Origin of the sequence: Kibdelosporangium phytohabitans (genome assembly GCF_001302585.1) — a bacterium.
GTDB classification, from domain to species: domain Bacteria; phylum Actinomycetota; class Actinomycetes; order Mycobacteriales; family Pseudonocardiaceae; genus Kibdelosporangium; species Kibdelosporangium phytohabitans.
This window is the reverse complement of record NZ_CP012752.1, coordinates 7,641,594-7,658,568: the sequence shown is the minus strand read 5'-3', so window position 1 is coordinate 7,658,568 and position 16,975 is coordinate 7,641,594. Positions and strand designations below refer to the sequence as shown.

Annotated in this window: 18 protein-coding genes and 1 pseudogene; 12 read left to right on the top strand and 7 right to left on the bottom strand. The window is 67.3% G+C overall.

Annotated features, from left to right (window positions below; translation table 11 throughout):
• Positions 1 to 12 precede the first annotated feature (12 nt).
• Positions 13 to 1,548, top strand: coding sequence for an amidase (locus AOZ06_RS34505; protein WP_054293211.1), 1,536 nt, complete (start codon positions 13 to 15; stop codon positions 1,546 to 1,548).
• A 10-nt stretch (positions 1,549 to 1,558) separates the two neighbouring features.
• Complete coding sequence (locus tag AOZ06_RS60550) at positions 1,559 to 2,005, top strand: hypothetical protein (protein WP_236952539.1); 447 nt, start codon at positions 1,559 to 1,561, stop codon at positions 2,003 to 2,005.
• Positions 2,006 to 2,016: 11 nt separating this feature from the next.
• Here AOZ06_RS60550 and AOZ06_RS62285 read toward each other — a convergent pair.
• The 4 genes and pseudogenes from AOZ06_RS62285 to AOZ06_RS34480 form a co-directional block, all read right to left on the bottom strand.
• A pseudogene (locus AOZ06_RS62285) lies at positions 2,017 to 2,385 on the bottom strand (DDE-type integrase/transposase/recombinase); the annotation flags it as partial.
• Between the two features lie 279 nt (positions 2,386 to 2,664).
• The gene (locus AOZ06_RS59215) at positions 2,665 to 2,937 is read right to left on the bottom strand and encodes a transposase (protein ID WP_218921827.1); all 273 of its coding nucleotides are present in this window, start codon (positions 2,935 to 2,937) and stop codon (positions 2,665 to 2,667) included.
• Between the two features lie 147 nt (positions 2,938 to 3,084).
• A complete protein-coding gene (locus AOZ06_RS34485) occupies positions 3,085 to 3,450 on the bottom strand; it encodes a GntR family transcriptional regulator (protein ID WP_054293208.1) in 366 nt (121 codons plus the stop codon).
• Positions 3,447 to 4,343, bottom strand: coding sequence for a hypothetical protein (locus tag AOZ06_RS34480; protein WP_054293207.1), 897 nt, complete (start codon positions 4,341 to 4,343; stop codon positions 3,447 to 3,449). Before AOZ06_RS34480 ends, AOZ06_RS34485 begins: the two co-directional genes overlap by 4 nt.
• Positions 4,344 to 4,427: 84 nt before the next feature.
• On the opposite strand from AOZ06_RS34480, the gene AOZ06_RS34475 reads away from it, so the two are divergent.
• From AOZ06_RS34475 to AOZ06_RS34465, 4 genes are all read left to right on the top strand, one after another.
• Complete coding sequence (locus AOZ06_RS34475) at positions 4,428 to 5,180, top strand: ArsR/SmtB family transcription factor (RefSeq protein ID WP_054297129.1); 753 nt, start codon at positions 4,428 to 4,430, stop codon at positions 5,178 to 5,180.
• A 177-nt stretch (positions 5,181 to 5,357) separates the two neighbouring features.
• Positions 5,358 to 7,286 carry a hypothetical protein gene (locus tag AOZ06_RS54860; protein ID WP_083472115.1) on the top strand — a complete coding sequence of 643 codons (1,929 nt, stop codon included), beginning with the start codon at positions 5,358 to 5,360 and terminating at the stop codon, positions 7,284 to 7,286.
• Positions 7,286 to 8,332, top strand: a complete 1,047-nt coding sequence (locus AOZ06_RS54855; RefSeq protein ID WP_083472114.1) for a right-handed parallel beta-helix repeat-containing protein — start codon at positions 7,286 to 7,288, stop codon at positions 8,330 to 8,332. Before AOZ06_RS54860 ends, AOZ06_RS54855 begins: the two co-directional genes overlap by 1 nt.
• A 102-nt stretch (positions 8,333 to 8,434) precedes the next feature.
• Positions 8,435 to 9,184 carry an SIR2 family NAD-dependent protein deacylase gene (locus AOZ06_RS34465; RefSeq protein ID WP_054293206.1) on the top strand — a complete coding sequence of 250 codons (750 nt, stop codon included), beginning with the start codon at positions 8,435 to 8,437 and terminating at the stop codon, positions 9,182 to 9,184.
• A 65-nt stretch (positions 9,185 to 9,249) separates the two neighbouring features.
• Here AOZ06_RS34465 and AOZ06_RS34460 read toward each other — a convergent pair whose 3' ends face one another.
• Positions 9,250 to 10,335 carry a damage-control phosphatase ARMT1 family protein gene (locus tag AOZ06_RS34460; RefSeq protein ID WP_054293205.1) on the bottom strand — a complete coding sequence of 362 codons (1,086 nt, stop codon included), beginning with the start codon at positions 10,333 to 10,335 and terminating at the stop codon, positions 9,250 to 9,252.
• 112 nt (positions 10,336 to 10,447) lie between these two features.
• Between AOZ06_RS34460 and AOZ06_RS34455 the strand changes: the two genes are divergently transcribed.
• The 3 genes from AOZ06_RS34455 to AOZ06_RS34445 are packed head-to-tail and all read left to right on the top strand — an operon-like array spanning position 10,448 to position 13,016.
• The gene (locus tag AOZ06_RS34455) at positions 10,448 to 11,047 is read left to right on the top strand and encodes a DUF1989 domain-containing protein (protein WP_157233414.1); all 600 of its coding nucleotides are present in this window, start codon (positions 10,448 to 10,450) and stop codon (positions 11,045 to 11,047) included.
• A complete protein-coding gene (locus tag AOZ06_RS34450; protein ID WP_236951838.1) occupies positions 11,044 to 12,165 on the top strand; it encodes an oxidoreductase in 1,122 nt (373 codons plus the stop codon). The genes AOZ06_RS34455 and AOZ06_RS34450 overlap by 4 nt, the downstream gene beginning before the upstream one ends.
• Positions 12,162 to 13,016 carry a polysaccharide deacetylase family protein gene (locus tag AOZ06_RS34445; protein WP_054293203.1) on the top strand — a complete coding sequence of 285 codons (855 nt, stop codon included), beginning with the start codon at positions 12,162 to 12,164 and terminating at the stop codon, positions 13,014 to 13,016. The genes AOZ06_RS34450 and AOZ06_RS34445 overlap by 4 nt, the downstream gene beginning before the upstream one ends.
• 78 nt (positions 13,017 to 13,094) lie before the next feature.
• Here AOZ06_RS34445 and AOZ06_RS34440 read toward each other — a convergent pair whose 3' ends face one another.
• Together AOZ06_RS34440 and AOZ06_RS34435 are read right to left on the bottom strand one after the other, a co-directional pair.
• Positions 13,095 to 14,654, bottom strand: a complete 1,560-nt coding sequence (locus AOZ06_RS34440) for a PucR family transcriptional regulator (RefSeq protein WP_054293202.1) — start codon at positions 14,652 to 14,654, stop codon at positions 13,095 to 13,097.
• A gap of 1 nt (position 14,655) precedes the next feature.
• On the bottom strand, positions 14,656 to 15,255 hold the full coding sequence (locus AOZ06_RS34435; protein WP_054293201.1) for a TetR/AcrR family transcriptional regulator: 600 nt from the start codon (positions 15,253 to 15,255) through the stop codon (positions 14,656 to 14,658).
• Positions 15,256 to 15,388: 133 nt separating this feature from the next.
• On the opposite strand from AOZ06_RS34435, the gene AOZ06_RS34430 reads away from it, so the two are divergent.
• The 3 genes from AOZ06_RS34430 to AOZ06_RS57025 all read left to right on the top strand — a co-directional run bounded on the left by AOZ06_RS34430 (position 15,389) and on the right by AOZ06_RS57025 (position 16,965).
• Positions 15,389 to 16,102 (top strand): hypothetical protein, encoded by a 714-nt coding sequence (locus AOZ06_RS34430; protein ID WP_218921825.1) that lies wholly within the window; start codon positions 15,389 to 15,391, stop codon positions 16,100 to 16,102.
• Complete coding sequence (locus AOZ06_RS34425; protein ID WP_054293200.1) at positions 16,099 to 16,668, top strand: cytochrome c oxidase subunit 3; 570 nt, start codon at positions 16,099 to 16,101, stop codon at positions 16,666 to 16,668. Before AOZ06_RS34430 ends, AOZ06_RS34425 begins: the two co-directional genes overlap by 4 nt.
• A 153-nt stretch (positions 16,669 to 16,821) precedes the next feature.
• On the top strand, positions 16,822 to 16,965 hold the full coding sequence (locus tag AOZ06_RS57025; RefSeq protein ID WP_157233413.1) for a hypothetical protein: 144 nt from the start codon (positions 16,822 to 16,824) through the stop codon (positions 16,963 to 16,965).
• The last annotated feature ends 10 nt before the right edge of the window (positions 16,966 to 16,975 follow it).

Sequence of the window (16,975 nt, the reverse complement as noted above, 5' to 3'; positions counted from 1 at the left end):
TGGGGTGCTCGTATGCGCCTGCCACTCGTTTTGCTCGCAACGGCCGCGCTGGTCGCCGGACCGGCACCAGCGTCGGCCTCGTCGCTGGACCTGGACGGGTCGACCATCCCGGATCTGCAGCGCCAGATGGACCGCGGGCGGCTGACGGCCGTCGCGTTGACCAAGGCCTACCTGAACCGGATCGAGGCGGTCGACGGCAAGATCCACTCGATCGTGGCGTTGAACGACCGTGCGCTCGCCGAGGCGGCGGCCAGTGACGCGCGCAGGCGTGCGGGGCGTGGGTTGAGCCCGCTCGACGGCATTCCCGTGCTGTTGAAGGACAACGTCGACACCCGCGCGATGCCGACCACCGCCGGGTCGCGTGCGCTGCGGTCGAAGCCGGCTGCGGACGCGCATCTGGTGGACCGGCTGTACCGGGGTGGCGCGGTGATCCTGGGCAAGGTGAACCTGTCGGAGTGGGCGAACTTCCGTTCGACGCGGTCGTCGTCCGGCTGGTCGGGCGTGGGCGGGCAGACCGCGAATCCCTTCGTGCTCGACCGGAACCCGTGCGGCTCGTCGTCGGGCTCAGGTGCGGCGATCGCCGCGAGCCTCGCCCAGGTGGCGATCGGGACCGAGACGGACGGCTCGATCGTGTGCCCGTCCGGTGCGAACGGGATCGTCGGCCACAAGCCGACCCTCGGCCTGGTGAGCAGGTCGGGCGTGGTGCCGATCTCGGCGGAGCAGGACACGGCGGGCCCGATGACAAGGCACGTCATCGACTCGGCGATCACCCTGTCGGTGATCCAGGGCCGTGATCCGTCGGATGCCGCGACGAAAGGGATCCCAGCGACCCAGCCACGGGACTACGCGTCGTTGCTGAAGCCGGATGCTTTGCGAGGAGCACGAATCGGCGTGTGGCGTCTGTCCGGAGCAGACAGTGCGGTCGACCGGGTCGTGTCGGACGCGGTGAAGACGCTGCGGGCGCGAGGCGCGACCGTGGTGGACGTCGACCTGCCGTACCAGAACGAGATAGGCGAGAACGAGTTCGCGGCCCTCGTGCCCGAGTTCAAGCGTGACCTGCACGCCTACCTGGCCACACGACCAGGAGGGCCGGACACGTTCGACGAGCTGATCGCGTTCAACCGGCAGGACCCCGTGGAGCTGTCGAAGTTCGGCCAGGAGATCTTCGAACAGGCGGCGGTGGCCCCACCGACAACGGACCCCACGTACCTCAAGCAGCGCGCCACCGCGACCACACTCGCCCGCCGATCGATCGACGAAACCCTGGCTGCGCAACGGCTTGACGCGATCATGGCGCCGACCAACAGCCCGGCGTGGAAGACCGACTACGCAGCGGGCGACGCGTTCGTGCTGGGCTCGTCGGGACCGGCGGCGGTGTCGGGGTACCCGAACATCTCGGTCCCGGCGGGCTCCGCCGGTCCATTGCCGATCGGTGTGTCGTTCTTCGCGGGCCGCTGGTCGGACGCGAAGGTCCTGGCGCTGGCGGCGGCGTTCGAACGAGCGGCAGACGCCAGGAAAGCCCCGGAGTTCATCCCCACGATCGGCTGACCCGACGGCTGTGGACCTCGTCAACCCGAACGAAGTACCCCGAAGCCGATACGCTGAGCCGGTGGGGCACCGAGCACGGGTGTTACTCGTCGACCAGGCGACGTACCGCTGGACGCTGTCCCACAGCCACCGGGCAGACAACGCCGACGGCGGCACACCCCGCTACCACGACTGCGCAGAACGACTCGTGATACGTCGTGACAACGAACCGGGCCGGCTGGAAATCGTCTTCGCCTCCGGCGAAGGAACGGCGGGTGCGACGCATGTGGGCGAAGTGAAACGCGGAGACGACTACCTGAACCTGAACCGGCCGGGCGTGGTGAGAGCAGTGCTCGGCGAAGCCATCGACCGCGGCTGGTTGCCGGCGGAACCTGGCCGCTGCGAACTCGACGGCTGGGCACTGGTCGACTCGGTGCTGACCCGCCTGGCTGAACAGCGAAACGATCGGCCTCGCTGAACTCGCCGGGTCACACGCAGTGCCCTCGCCGCTGACCGCGAGTTGGGGTGTCTGGATTGGAATCGCGATCCGCGGTCGGTGCGCACCACACAGCCGTCGGCCTCATCGCGGCGGGCGACCGTGTTGGTGAGCGCGGTGGCAGCGAGGCGGGACTTCATCCGGGAGTCGATCGAGCAACCCTCGATCCGGTTGGAGCAGACGTCCTTGACCGCGCAGAGATACAGCTTGCCTTCGGCGGTGCGGTGTTCGGTGATGCGGACAGCCACAGCCAGTTCGGTGCCGTGGCGGTGAGTCGCGCCGTACTGAATCGTCTTGCACGGGCGAACCAGTCTTGGTCCCTTTGCGGCCGAGTTTCTCGCCGAACGCGCTCCACCAGCCATGGACAATCAGATCCGCCACGCGCACCACCGGCCCATGGACGATCAGATCCGCCGCGCGGTCCGATCCGCCATCGACAGGCCCGCGTCGCGCGGCTCGTCCGCCACAAAACCGGTAACCACACTCCGGCTCGTCGCGGTGCGCGTCGAACGACGCGTTCGCCCGATGAGCCCGCTCGAGCTCGGTGACAGGCCGGGCGCGCCAGCGGTAGTACGGCTGTCGAGCGATGTCCAAGACCCGGCACGGCACCGCGACCGGGATACCATCGGCGGCCAGCTCCGTCACGAGCGGGTAGAGCCTTTTCCCGGCAGGTTCACCTGCGACAGATGCGCCGTCGCCCGACGCAAGACCTCGTTCTCCTGCTCCACCAGCTTGATCCGCCTACGCGCCTCGCGCAGCTCAGCCGAGTCGCTCCTGCTCACACCCGGGCTGCTGCCCTCATCGGCGTCGGCCTGGCGCAGCCACGTGAACAACGTCATCGGGTGGACTCCGAAGTCCTTCGCGATCTGCTCGACCGTCACCGGGCTCGCGATCACGAGCGACCCGCACGACATCATCGCGGAACTCCTGAGGGCAAGGCTTGGGCACAGCGACATCCTCCCAGCTCACCACTATGGCAAGCCAACTCAGATGTCACCTATCGGCGCAGCAGACCCGAGTGTGGTTGGTGGGTGTGGTGGTCGAGCTGGAGCGCTACCGGTTCATTTCCATGTCTGGGTGACTGCTGCGATCGCTTCGTCGAGGGTCATGCCGAGGGCTTTGGCGTGATCGGTGAACTGTTTCGCTGCGTTGGTCAGCGCTGTGCTGGTGTCGACGGGGTCGCCGGGGATTGTCGCGACGACGGTTCCCTTGCGCCGGGCGGTGTGCAGGATCCCTGTGCTTTCCAGTTCACGGTAGACGCGGGCGACCGTTCCGGCGGACAGACCGAGGTCGTTGGCCAGTTGGCGGATTGTCGGCAGCGGTGTGCCCACGGGGAGTTCACCGGACCGCATCAGCCGGACGAGTTGGTCACGTACCTGTCGCCATGGCGGTACGCCGTTGTCCGGGTCGACAAGGATCCGTGTCACGCCGTCGGTCGGGCGGTCTGGACGTAGGGCATCCGACTGTCCGGATTGGCCACACAGATCCACCCCGCGATGCCGATGATCAGCATCGGCACTGTGATCGACTCCAGCCAGCCGGTCCCCGTGAGCCAGGAGGGCGCGGGCTCCGGCCAGCGGATGTCACGTATGTTGATCAGCTTGTTGTTGGCCTGCTGGACGTTCACCGACATCCACGCGATGCCGATCCCGACGGCGACCCGCGCGGTACGGGTGCGCAGTGCGGCGTCGACGCTCGGATCGGTGCCGGAACCGCGGTAGACCGCGAGCCACACGATGCCCAGCACGACCGCGGTCACCAGGACCACACTGACCAGCACCACGAGCCAGGCGGAGTTGTCGAGCATGCGGTGCACGTCCGCCACGCTCGCCACGATGTCGCCGTTCGTCCGCCAGAAACCGTCGGGCGGGTACTTGTCGAGCAATCCCATGCCCCACTGCTTGGCCAGTCCCGCGGCGACTGCGAGCAACGCGGCGAATCCGGCGAGAACGAGCATGGCGACGAGCGCCCAGCGTGGCACGAGATCGCTCCATGTCCGCCGGGTGAGCGTGGCCGTGCGTGGTCCGCGGCTGGGCCGGAGCATCGCGATGATCTCGCCGAGCAGCAACGCGGTGATCAAAGTCGGCAACGGGTTGGTGTCACCGAACGTGATCAGCGGCGCGGCGAGGAAGAGCGGCGGGTAGAGCAGCCGCCGGTGCAGCAGGTATCTCCTGGCGAGCAGGCCTTGCTGTTCGGTCGGGTCGCTGACGCCCCATCGCCTGAGGAAGCGCTGCCCGACTTTCACCGTCGGCCACAGGATGACCAGCAGGGCAAGGCCGCTCAGCCCGTATATCAGGACATTCTGCCACTCCAGGCTCATCGCGCCCCCTTTGTATCGAATGCTTGATACAAAGTAGCACGAGTTGACATGCAGGTAATTACCTGCGTAACTTACTGTGTGGAGATGGTGTTCAAAGCACTGGCCGACGAGACGCGACGGCACCTGCTGGACAGGCTGCACGAGCAGAACGGGCAGACGCTGGGTGAGTTGTGTGATCGGCTGGACATGGCACGCCAGTCGGTCACGCAGCACCTGGCCGTGCTGGAGGCCGCGAACCTGGTCAGCACTGTGCGCAAGGGCCGGGAGAAACTGCATTACCTCAATCCCGTGCCGTTGCACGAGATCCAGGAGCGGTGGATCGACAAGTTCGAGCGACCGCGCCTGCGTGTACTCAGTGCTGTCAAACAACGAGCCGAGGAAAAAATGAGCGACAAACCGAGTTTCGTCTACGTCACCTACATCGAAAGCACGCAGGAGAAGGTGTGGGAGGCGATCACCGACGCGGATCTGAGTGCGCAGTACTGGGGGCACCGGAACGTTTCCGACTGGCAGGCCGGGTCCGAATGGGAGCATCGGCGCATTGACGGCACGGGTGCCGATGTCGTCGGCGTCGTCGAGGAAAGCAGGCCGCCGCGCCGGTTGGTCCTCACGTGGGCCGACCCCGCCAAACCGGACGAGACGTCGAAGGTCACGTTCGACATCCAGCGCTACGGCGAGATCGTCCGGCTGACCGTCACCCACGAGGACTTCGCCGACGAGGCGCAGCAGCGCGCCGCGGCCGCGGGCTGGGCGGCGGTGCTGTCGAACCTCAAGTCGTTCCTGGAGACCGGCAAGCCGTTGTCCCTGTCGCCATGGCGTGCGCAAACAGGTGAATGATGGGTGCGCGCTTTTATTTGTGAACCGAACGGCAGGTTTTTTCCCTAATTCACGTACGTGGACGCGGATACGCAATTCATTGACGACGTAGCGTCTGGTGGGCTACAACAGGTACACCTCGGGTGTGAGTGCCGCCGCACATCTACCGACCCTGCTCCGCCGCCACCGGAGGATTTCATGTCGTGGAAACATCGTGGTTTTCTCGCGCTCGCAGTGAGCTCGGCGCTCACCGCGAGCGCGATTGCGCTACCAGCGCCCGTTGCCGGAGCAGCGCCCGGCGCGGGCGCTTCGACCAGCCTCGATCTGTCGTCCGGCAACCGGCGGGCTGCCGTGTCCGGCCTTTACGACTGGTCGAAAGCCGGATACCGGGGCGGTATGAACCTGCCCGGCGACGGTGACATCAATTCCAGCCAGACCTGCCAGATCACGCCGCAGGAGTTGAGCAGTCAATACAACGTCAAGCCCAATGACAGCGCGGACGATTCCGCTGGTCTGCAAGCCGCGATCGACGCGATCAAGTCGTCGTGTTCGAACTCGGCGAGCTACACCAAGCTCAGCCTGATCACGTTGCCCGCGGGCGAACTCGTTGTCACCCGCGAGTTGCACGTCGACGCCGACTACCTGGTGATCCGCGGCGCCGGCATGACCGCGACCAAAGTCGTGTACCGGCCGGACCCGAACACCCTGTACGACACCCTGACCGAGGACAACTCGGACTGGGACGAGGACGGGATGACCTCGGGCAGCGGCAAGGGCGGCTGGTTGTGGCCGGGTCGCGGGTTGTTCCGGGTGCAGTCGCGTGGTGTGCACTCGAGCTACCAGAGCGACTTCTCCTCGGCGCCCGCCAACCGCAAGGACATCTTTGAGGGCACGGTGAACGTGCACTGGAAGTCCGGCGTCAAACTGCGTGCCAAGCCCGGTGACACCGGGTTCTCCGCCCGCACCGGCGACCGCGTGGTGTACCTGGCGTCCAGCGGGTCGATCAGCACGCTGACCGCGGGCTCGCTGGTCAACATCCGGGCCGCCAACACGCAGAAGTTCTACCAGGAACAGCAGGCGTTGCCGACGACGTTCCCGCTGCTGAACATGCACATGCGCCAGCAGATCTTCACGATCGCGTCGGTGAACACCTCGCAGCGCACGATCACGCTGGACAAGCCGATCGAGTTCGACGTGCCGGTGACCTCGACCTCGGACGGTTCGCCCGCGATCGGTGGCGCGACCTACGACTCGAAGGCGGCCCCGCTGGTCGACCCGGTGCTGGGCGTGGGATTCGAGAACTTCGGCTTCACGCAGGACATGCCGAACCTGAACAGGGCCGAGGCGATCAACAACTACGGCAACATGGACCCGCGTGCCGAGATGCACGGGATCGTGTTCAAGTGGGCGGCCGACTCCTGGGTCCGCGGCATGAAGGCGGAGATGACCGGATCGCACCCGATCGTCACCGAGGAAGCCAAGAACCTGCAGATCGTGCACAACGAGCTGGACGGGTCGTGGAACAAGGGCAAGGGCGGCAACGGCTACTTCCGCGGGTCCCGCGTGTGGGACTCGTTGTACGCCGGCAACACCTCACGCAACCTGCGGCACTTCACGTTCCAGTGGTCGGCCTCGGGCAACGTCGTGATCGGCAACGACTTCGACTCGGATCTGAACCTGCACGGCGGCTGGGAGCGCAACAACCTGTTCGAGCTCAACACGGTGAAGGTGAACTACGGCCACCGGTCGGGCAACTGCCGGGCCAACTGCGGCGACGAGGGCGGCGGCGGCCCCGATGACTCGAACTGGTTCCCGATCTGGTGGGGCGCGGGCAGGAAGGCGGTGAAGTGGTCCGGTGCGTCGGGCTACCGCAACGTGTTCTTCAACAACACCATGACCAAGCAGCTGGCCACCAACGGCCCGTTCCAGGAGTACTACCCGGACAAGCAGCGGATCTACATCTTCGGCTGGAACGGCACCGGGTACAAGCACCTGGACATCGGCGGCACGCCGATCGCGGACTGGGCCAAGAACGAGCAACGCGACTACACAGGTGGTCACGGTGTCGACGCGACCAAGACCGACAGTGCGAAGTCGTTGTTCCTGAAGTCCGCTGGAGGCAAGTGATGCTGAAGGGTTCGATGCTGGTCACCGCACTGGCCGCCGCGGCGCTGGTGGTGGTCCCGCAGCCGGTTTCGGCGGCCACTGTGGATGTTTCGACGGCGGCGCAGCTGCAGGCCGCGCTCGGCAGTGCCACACCCGGCACGGTCGTCAGGATGGCCGCGGGCACGTACCGTGGCTCGTTCGTGTCGCAGAAAGCGGGAAGTTCGTCACAGCCGATCACGTTGACCGGCCCGGCGAACGCCGTGCTGATCAACGACGGCCCGAGCGGGCAGGCGCCGTCCTGCCCGGCGCCGACGGCGGGCTGGGACTCCGGTTACGGGCTGTGGCTCTACGGTGCGCCGTACTGGAAGCTGACCGGTTTCACCGTGGCGGAGTCCAAGAAGGGCATTGTCCTGGACAACTCCCACCACACCACGCTCGACGGCGTCTACGTGCACCACGTGGACGAAGAAGCTGTGCACTTCAGGCGCTCGTCGGCCGACAGCGTGATCCGCAACTCCAGGATCACCGACACGGGTCTGGTGCAGAAGGGCTACGGCGAGGGCGTCTACATCGGTTCGGCGAACTCCAACTGGTCCTGCCACGGCAACTCGGGCGGCGCGGACAAGTCCGACCGCGTCCAGGTGCTGGACAACAGGATCGGGCCGAACATCGCCGCGGAACCGATCGACGTCAAGGAAGGCACGCAGGCGGGCGTGATCCGCGGCAACACGTTCAACGGCCAGGGCATCACCGGCCAGAACTCCGCGGACTCGTGGATCGACGTGAAGGGCACGGACTACCTGATCGAGAACAACACGGGGACGTTCACCAGCCCCGGCACGTTCGCCAACGGGTACGAGACGCACAACCCGAGCACCACGCCGTCGTTCCCGAACGGCTGCGGCAACACCTGGCGTGGCAACAAATCCGACCTCGGCGGGGCCGGTGAGTACGCCATCAAGATCACCTCGACGTCCAAGTGCAAGGAACGCCCGAACGTGGTCCACGCATCGAACACCGTCACCAAGGCGAAGAAGGGACTGACGAACGTCCCGGTCACACCCTGATGACGGCCCCGTGAGTGGCCCGCCGGTGCCGGGCCGCTCACGGGACCAGGGCGCACACGAGTGCCGCCGGAAATCGATGGCCAGGCTCTCTATGCTCGGTGCATGGAATGGGCACGAGGCGTGACAAGGGTGTCGGTGCTGACCGGCGCCGGGATCTCCACGGACTCGGGAATTCCCGACTTCCGGGGGCCGGACGGCGTCTGGACGAAGAACCCGCGGATGGCAGACCTGTTCACGTACCGCAACTACATGACGGACCAAGCGGTGCGCGAGCAGTTCTGGGCAGCCTACAGCGGTCACACGGCGTGGACAGCCGAGCCGAACGCGGCCCACCGCGCGCTGGCGGACCTCGACCGCGCGGGCCTGGCAGTCCGCGTGCTGACGCAGAACATCGACGGCCTGCACCAACGCGGCGGCACACCGGACCGGAAAGTGCTGGAACTACACGGATCCATGCGCAACACGGTCTGCGTGGGCTGTGAGGTGTCCCAGCCGAGCGAGAAGGTGCTCGCCAGGGTGGCGGCGGGGGAGAAGGACCCGGCGTGCCAGGACTGCGGCGGTATCCTGAAGCTCGACGTGATCCTTTTCGGACAGTATCTCGACTCGGCGGTGTTCGCGAAAGCGGGAGCGATCGCGGCGGCGAGCCACCTGTTCATCGCGATCGGCAGCACCCTCGAAGTCGAGCCGGCCGCCTCCCTGTGCCGCGTGGCCGTGGACGCCGGCGCACGGCTGGTGATCGTCAACCGCGATCCGACACCGTACGACCACCTCGCGGCTGAGGTGATCACCGAACCGATCGGAACCGCCGTTCCCCGAATCTGCCAGGCCGTTCTGGACGGCCGAACAGCCTGAGGGGCGAACAGTGCATGGCTCCGCGCGCGCAAAGTAGCTCGAGCTGGACCGGTGCGACGTCTGTCTCAGGGGCGGTACATCTGGATCGAGGCGTACGTGCCCGCGGTCTCCCAGCCGGGTGGGCGGGGGCGGTCGTCAGCGCCGACGACGACCTCGGACTTCAGGATTCGCAGGGCCACGGCTGGCCCGGGCAGGTACGACACGGCGTCGGCGAAAGGTGTCGACGGATCCCAGCGGCAGTCGCCGACCAGCCGTCGGTAGTTGAGGTCGCCCTTGAAGACGGTCACGCCGCGGCTGAGCTCCTCGGCGAGGTCGGAAGGCATGGTGTGGAACGACAACGGGGCGCTGTGGAACGGATGCGTGCGGATCTTGAGCCGTCCGTCCGCTGCGGCCTCGTGCAACCTGTTGCCCGAGTCACCGGGCAGGTCACGCAGCCGCCGCAGGCAGTCGCCGACGTCGGTCATGGTCGCGTCGGAGACGAAGTACGGATAGGGCTTCGCGTGCAACGTCACCACGCTCGCCAGTCCGGTGGTCAGCAGGTGATCGGCGAACACCAAGTCGGACAACAGTTCCCGGCCCGCGTTGTCCAGCACGAACGTGACCGCAACCGGCGCCACGCGCTGGAAGAACTCGCGCACGGCCGCGCTGTCGTCGGCGACGAGCTGGTCGTGGATCGCGGCGGAGTCGCCCGCGATGAGCTGGAATCCCAGGTCGGCCCGGTTGCCGTAGAGCGACGCCATCAACGCGGCGTCGAAGTGCGGTTGTTCGGCGAGCCAGGCATAGTCGTTGTCCAGTGTGGATGAACGCAGCTCCGCGGTCTTGAAGGGTCCGAACGGGTCGACGCCGGTGTCGAAGTACCCGACCGCGCCCAGCAACAGCCGGTAGAAGTAGCTCTCCGCCCACAGGAACGGTGCTTTCGCCCACGGCTTGCCGAAGTGGCGACGGTCCCAGTCCAGCCACGTGTCCCGGTCGAACGCGTCGTCCGCCAGCGAGATCGTGCCCTTCTGCGTTTCGGCCAGCAACGCTTCCAGTGCCGCGCGCTCGTCCGGGCCGTACGGGTGGGCGTCCATCAGCCGCCGGAACAACTCGGGATGCCGCTGGTGGAACACCTGGTGGGCGAACGGGCTCTCGAGCGTGATGACCGGTGGCACTTCGCAAGCCTATTCCGTATCGAGGGGGTGTGGAGGATCCTCCAGTCGATCGCGTGATTCATGGAGGATCGTCCATGGCCTCGCCACTCGACTTAGTGGTGAAGTGGTCGTCATGGAGCTGACACGAGTACTGGTGCCCGCCCGGGAGGGCCGGGCCGTGCGGGTCTCCGCTGGACAGCTCATACGGGTGAGCACCCCTGAAGGAGCGCAGGTGGGCGACTTCTTCGCGTTCTGTGCGTCAGACCCCGTCGAGCACCTCAGCGCCGCGCACACCCGCGGACATACGAGCCGCTTGTTCCCCGTGCCCGGTGAACCGTTCGTCACGGACCGTAGGCGGCCGATCCTCACGTTGACCGATGACACCTCGCCGGGGCGGCACGACATGCTGATCGCCGCCTGCGACCCGGCCCGCTACGAGCTCCTCGGGCACCACGGGTGGCACGCGTCCTGCGCGGAAAACCTGAAGGCGGCCATGCGTGAGCTGGAGGTCGACGTGACCACAGTGCCGCAGCCGGTGAACTTCTTCATGGACATCCCGGTGACCGCCGACGACGTCATCGAGTGGCGGTCGTCGCCTGCCGCGCCGGGCGATGCCGTGACACTGCGGGCCGAGCTGGACTGCTTCGTGGTGGTTTCCGCGTGCCCGCAGGACCTCGTCGACGTCAACGGCATGCGCCCCGGCCCACTCGAAATCGAAATCCTGGACAAGTGAAGCGAGACACCGCGATGAACACGATCCACCCCGCGCTGACCCCGACCCGGATCGGCGCGCACGAACTGCGCTCGCGGTACGCGGTCGCCCCGATGTCCAGGGTCTCCGCGACCCCGGACGGCGTCCCGACCGCGGAGATGGCCCAGTACTACAAGGAATTCGCCGACGGCGGCTTCCCACTGGTGATCACCGAGGGCACCTATGTCGACACGCGGCACAGCCAGGGATACCTCAACCAGCCCGGCCTGGCCACCGACCGGCACGTCGAAGGCTGGCGCCCGGTCACCGCGGGCGTGCACGCCGCCGGGGGCCTGATGATCACCCAGCTCATGCACGCCGGAGCACTGTCGCAGGGCAACCCGTACACCGACGAGCGCATCGGGCCGTCGGCCGTGCGCCCGCGCGGTGTGATGCTGCCCGAGTACGGCGGCAGTGGGTCGTGGCCGGTACCCCGGGAGATGTCCACACAGGACATCGACGACGTGGTGGCCGGTTTCGTCGCCGCCACGCACAACGCGGTCGCGGCGGGCTTCGACGGCGTCGAGATCCACGCGGCCAACGGCTACCTGTTCGACCAGTTCATCACCGACTACACCAACAAGCGCACCGACTCCTACGGCGGTCCCATGGCCAACCGGGTCCGGTTGACCGTGCAGGTCCTCGATGCCATCAAGGCCACGGGCGTACTCGTCGGCGTCCGGCTGTCGCAGACCAAGGTCAACGACTTCACCTACCGCTGGCCGGACGCCGAACGTGACGCCGAGACCATCTACACGGCACTGGCCCACGCGGACTACCTGCACATCGCCAGCGAGGGCCGCAACTGGCTGGACACGGCGACGCTCGCCAACGGCCGGACGGTGACCAGCATCGCCCGTGAGGTCACCGGCCTGCCGGTGATCGTCAACGGCGGCATGCACGACACCGCGCTGGCCGCGAAGGTGCTCGACGGCGGGCACGCCGACGTGCTGTCCGTGGCCAGGGGCGCGCTGGTCAACCCCGACCTGCCCCGCCGGGTCGCCGCCGGCGCCGAGCTGGAACGCTTCGAGCACGGCATGCTTGACCCCATGGTCACCATCGGCAACGCGCGCAGGTGGAAGGAGAGCAGGCAGGGATGACGTCGACGGGATGGCTCGGTGGGGCGGCCGCGGTGGCCACCCTGACCTTCGACGTGGACGCGGAAAGCCCGGTACTCGCGGCAGGCGCGCGGTTCGCGCACCACCTGTCCACGATGTCCCACCAGGCCTACGGGCCGGAGGTGGGGGTGCCGCGCATCCTCGGCATGCTCGACGAACTGGCCGTACCCGCGACTTTCTTCGTCCCCGGCTGGGTGGCCCGGCGGTACCCGGGCCTCACGTCATCCATTGTGGAGCGCGGCCACGAGGTCGCGCACCACTCGTACGCCCACAAGGCACCCACATCGATGACCGGACAGGAGGAGCGCGACGACTTCGCCCGAGCGATGGACGTCTTCGCCGAACAGGGAGTCGAGATCCTGGGCCACCGCGCGGCGATGTGGGGCGCGCGATGGCAGACACCGCAACTCGTCGCCGAACACGGGCTGCTGTACGACTCGTCACTGATGGCGGACGATCGCCCTTATCGGATCCGTACAGCACCGGGGGACATCGCCGAACTGCCGGTGCACTGGTCGCTCGACGACTGGGAACAGTACGCCTTCCTGCCCGAACCCCACCTCGGCTCCGTCATCGAATCACCGGTGAAGGTGCTGGAGACGTGGCGCGCGGAACTGGACGGCATGCGCCACTACGGTTGCCTGTTCAACCTGTGCTGCCACCCGTTCCTGTCCGCTCGGCCAGGCAGGATCATGGCACTGCGCCGGTTGGTGGAGTACGCGCTGGAGTGCGGCGATGTCACGTTCATGCGGTGTGGTGATCTCGCGCGTGCCGTGCTGGACGACGAGGCGCTGACCGCCCGTGTGCTGCCGGAGCCGCCGAACTATCCGTAGCAGGTGGAACCCGGCGGCCCGGTGACGCGCGTCGGTGTTCAGAGCTTTCCCGCGAGAGACGTTGCCGCGTCCGGTCAGCTATCCGTAGTACTTCCCGGCTTCGAGTGCGAGGAACAGGTCCACGCGGTCCTCGGTTCGGGCGACATCCCGGCCTGTCAGTTCCGTGACCTTCAGCATGCGGTTGCGCAACGTGTTGACGTGGATGAACAGTGCCTCGGCGGTCGCGGTCCACTGTCCGCCGTTGTCCAGGAACGCGCGCACTGTGCGTAGGAGCTCGCCGTCGCGGTGCTCGTCGTGCCGTCGGAGCGGGGCGAGGACCACGTCTGCGAAGTCCTTGAGCGTCTCCTCGTCGTGCAGGCCGAGCAGGAGCCGGTGCGTGCCCAGTTCGGCGAACGTCGCGACCCTGAGTCTGCCGTTGCGGTTGCGCAGTACGTGGCATGCGTCGCGGGAACGGACGAGCGGTTGTTTCAACGTGGCCGAGTTCTCCGCTGTACCGCCGATCCCCACGACTGTGCGGCGGTTCGCGAAGCGGAACTCGATCGTGTTCACCAGCTTCTCCGCCAGCTCCCGCAGATCGTCCTCGCAGTGGCGGGACGGCAGCACGGCCACCACGTCACTGGTTGCACCGGCCACCGCCGCGGGTGTGTTCCTGGCGAGGAAGAACTCCGCCACCGCCTCGGCGAGCCCGGGCAGGGTCGGTTCGCTGTCGCCCGCGAACGACAGCGCGTACACCGCGAGCGGACCGTCGGGGTTGACTCCGAACGCGCGCAGCCTGCCGGGAACCTCCGCCGCCCGGTGCTGCCCGGACAGGATCATGTCCAGCAGTTCGCTCGCGAACCGCAGTTCGATCGCGTGCACCGCCTGCTGCTTGGCGACCTCCAGGCTCAGAAACCTGGCCGCCTGGTCCAGCGCGTCACGTTCGGCGCGCGTGAGTTCGCCGGACGGCCGCAGGCACAGCAGAGCCGCGTCCACTTCACCGACCGCTCCGACAAGGAAAACACTGGCCACGGTGGCGCCGAGGTCGATCTCCAGCGGCGGTGGGTGACCGTTGAGCCGTTCGGCCACGACACGCAGTTGCTCCGTGCTCAGCTCCGGGCCGGCCGCGGCGAGCAGGCGACCTGTGCGGTCCACGACGGACAGCGGCAGGTCGTGGTCACGGCGTAGCACCTCCAGCACCCCGGAGGCACCCGCGCCCTCCGTCAACGCTTTCGCCAGCTCGTCGCCCCGGCGCACCATGTCCAGCAGCGACGCCTGGCGGGCTTCGGCGTAATGCCTGGCCGCGGCCCGCGTGACCGCGGTGAACGGCACCTTCGCGGAGATCTCCAGCAGCGGGACGTCCATCAGACGGCACGCGGCGATCATCGCCCTCGGCGTCTCCGGCGTCTGGTTGCGCAGGCCGAACACGATCCCGGCGGCACCGGCACGGAAGACGTGGGCGACGAAGGACGACGCATCCGCCCCCGGCAGCCACACCCCGTTGGTGAGCACCAGTTCGCGCTCACGCAGATACGGCGACGGGTCCGGCAGTTCCGTGTTGTGCACCCACACCACGTTGTCGTCCAGCGCGTTCGGCCTGCCTTCGACGAGCAGGCGCAGGCCGAGTCCGGGGTCGTCGAGCAGGGCACGGATGGTGAGCACGCTAGTCCGTCTCGGTCGTGGGGGTGCTGATGATGGCGCGGTCGAGGGTCCGCATCAGGTCGTCGACTTCGAAGTCCCCGAAGAGGCGTTCGTCGAGCGTGGCCATGCCGTGGGTGAAGGTCCAGGCCATGATGGCCAGTGACTGCGCGTCCAACGGCCCGCCCCAGCCCCTGTCCGACTCCTCGGTGACAGTCTCCAGCAGGAACTGCCACATCCGCGCCTGGGCGGTCACGAGATCGGGGTTGCTGTCCTCGACCTGGGTCGAGCCGACGAGCGTCAGCGAGAACAAAGCCCGGTTCTCCCGGGCGAACCGCACATACGCGGCACCGATCGCGGCAGTCCGTGCACCCAGTGGCACGTTCGCGGGCACGCGCGCCACCGCGTCGGTGGCGAGGCTGAGCAGGCGGTTGACGCCGTCGACCGCCACCGCGGTCAGTACCGCTCTGCGGTCGGCGAAGTGGTGGGCCACCGCCTGGTGCGTGATACCGACCCGGCGGGCGATCGAACGCAGGCTGGCCCGCTCGGCGCCCACGTCCGCGAGTTCCGCCGCCGCGGCGGTCAGGATCTCCTGACGAACGCCTGCTGACCTGTGCCGACTCACCCGTACAAGTATGCCGAACCCGGATTCCCTTGCCACTGGCACACTGGCGAGCGTACTTTACTCGCCAGTAAGTATGCAGACCGTCATAGTTGCCAATGGGAGGGACCATGGTTACCGGGCTTCATCACCTGATGTGACTCGGTCGCCGCACACCACCGCCCTGTTGCGGGTGGGCGCGTGGTCGGCGACCGTCTTCCCGCTGGTCTTCGGCGCCGGCTGGCTCCTGCTCGGCCACTTCTTCCCGCCGTTCTCGCCCGCCGACGGGCCTGAGGAGATCGCCCGCCAGTTCCTCGACCGCCGGACCCCGATCATGCTGGGCTCGGTCGCCATCATGGTGTCGACCATGGTCCTGGCGCCCGCTGGTGCGCTGCTGGTCCTCATCGTGCGCAAGGCCGAGTCAGGCGTGGGCATCCTGACCGTGATCCTGGGACTCACCGTCGCCACGACCATGGTGCTGACCTTCTACACAGGATTCTCGCTGGCGTTGGCGACCTTCCGGGCCGGCCGCGGCCCGGCGCTGATCCAGTACGCGAGCGACTCCGCTTTCCTGCAGTTCATCGGCGGGATCCCGATGTTCTGGCTGCTCTGGATCGTGGTCGCCTGCGCGTCGCTGGTCACCCGCTCCCGCGAGAACCCGGTGATCCCGCGGTGGTTCGGGTACGTCAGCCTGTGGGCCGCGATCCTCTACATCCCGGAACTGCTCGTCTTCTTCCTCAAGCAGGGACCGTTCGCGTGGGACGGCCTGGTCGGCTTCTGGATCCCGGCCGTCATCTTCATCGTCTACTTCCCACTGGCGACCGCGGTCAGCCTCGGCATCATCCGGCGGCACTTCGAAGACACCCGATGAGCGAGGAGACCCTCGTCCGCCGTCGGCGCGGCGGCCACGTCCCCGGTGAGCCCGAGCTGTGGATGCTGATTCTCGATGACCTGGTCGTCTTCGGTGTGTTCTTCGGCGTCCGGGGCCGCAACCACGCCGCCCAGCCCGAGCTCTTCGCCTGGGGCAGGCAACACCTCGACACGACGACCGGGCTGGCGAACACGCTGATCCTCCTGACGAGCTCCTTCGCTGTGGCCCGTGGACTGGAGCACATCCGGGCCGACGACGGGCGGCGGGCCGCGCGTGCCTACGGTGCGGCGGCCGTGCTGGGCGGGGCGTTCGTCGTCCTCAAGGCGATCGAGTACAGCGCGCATCTCGCGGGCACTCCGCTCGGCACCGAGTTCTTCGTGTACTACTTCGTTTTCACCGGCATCCACCTGGTGCACGTGCTGGTCGGGCTGGGTGCGCTCGCTGTCCTCGCCCGGCGCGCACCGCGCCCACAGCCGTCCGTGGCCCTGTTCGAAGGCGTCGGCGTCTACTGGCACATGGTCGATGTCCTGTGGATCGTGCTGTTCTACCTCGTCTACCTGGTCTGAAAGGGACACCGTGGCGGCTCGTGCCGAAGCCCGGACCGCGCTCGTGTGGGTCGCCGTGATCGCGCTGACCATCTTCACGCGACTGGAAAGCCACCAGGCGACGCTCCACGCGGTGGCGGGCACGATCGTGCCCGCCGTGACCATGACCAAGGTGTGGCTCGTCATCCACCACTACATGGAGGTCGGCAGGCGCCACTGTGGCTCAAAGCGCTGTGCGACAAGTGGATCGTGCTCGTCTTCGGCATGCTCGCACTGCTCGTCGTCGGCGGCGGAAGGGCGTTCGGCCTCGCCGCCTAGGCTCTGTGCG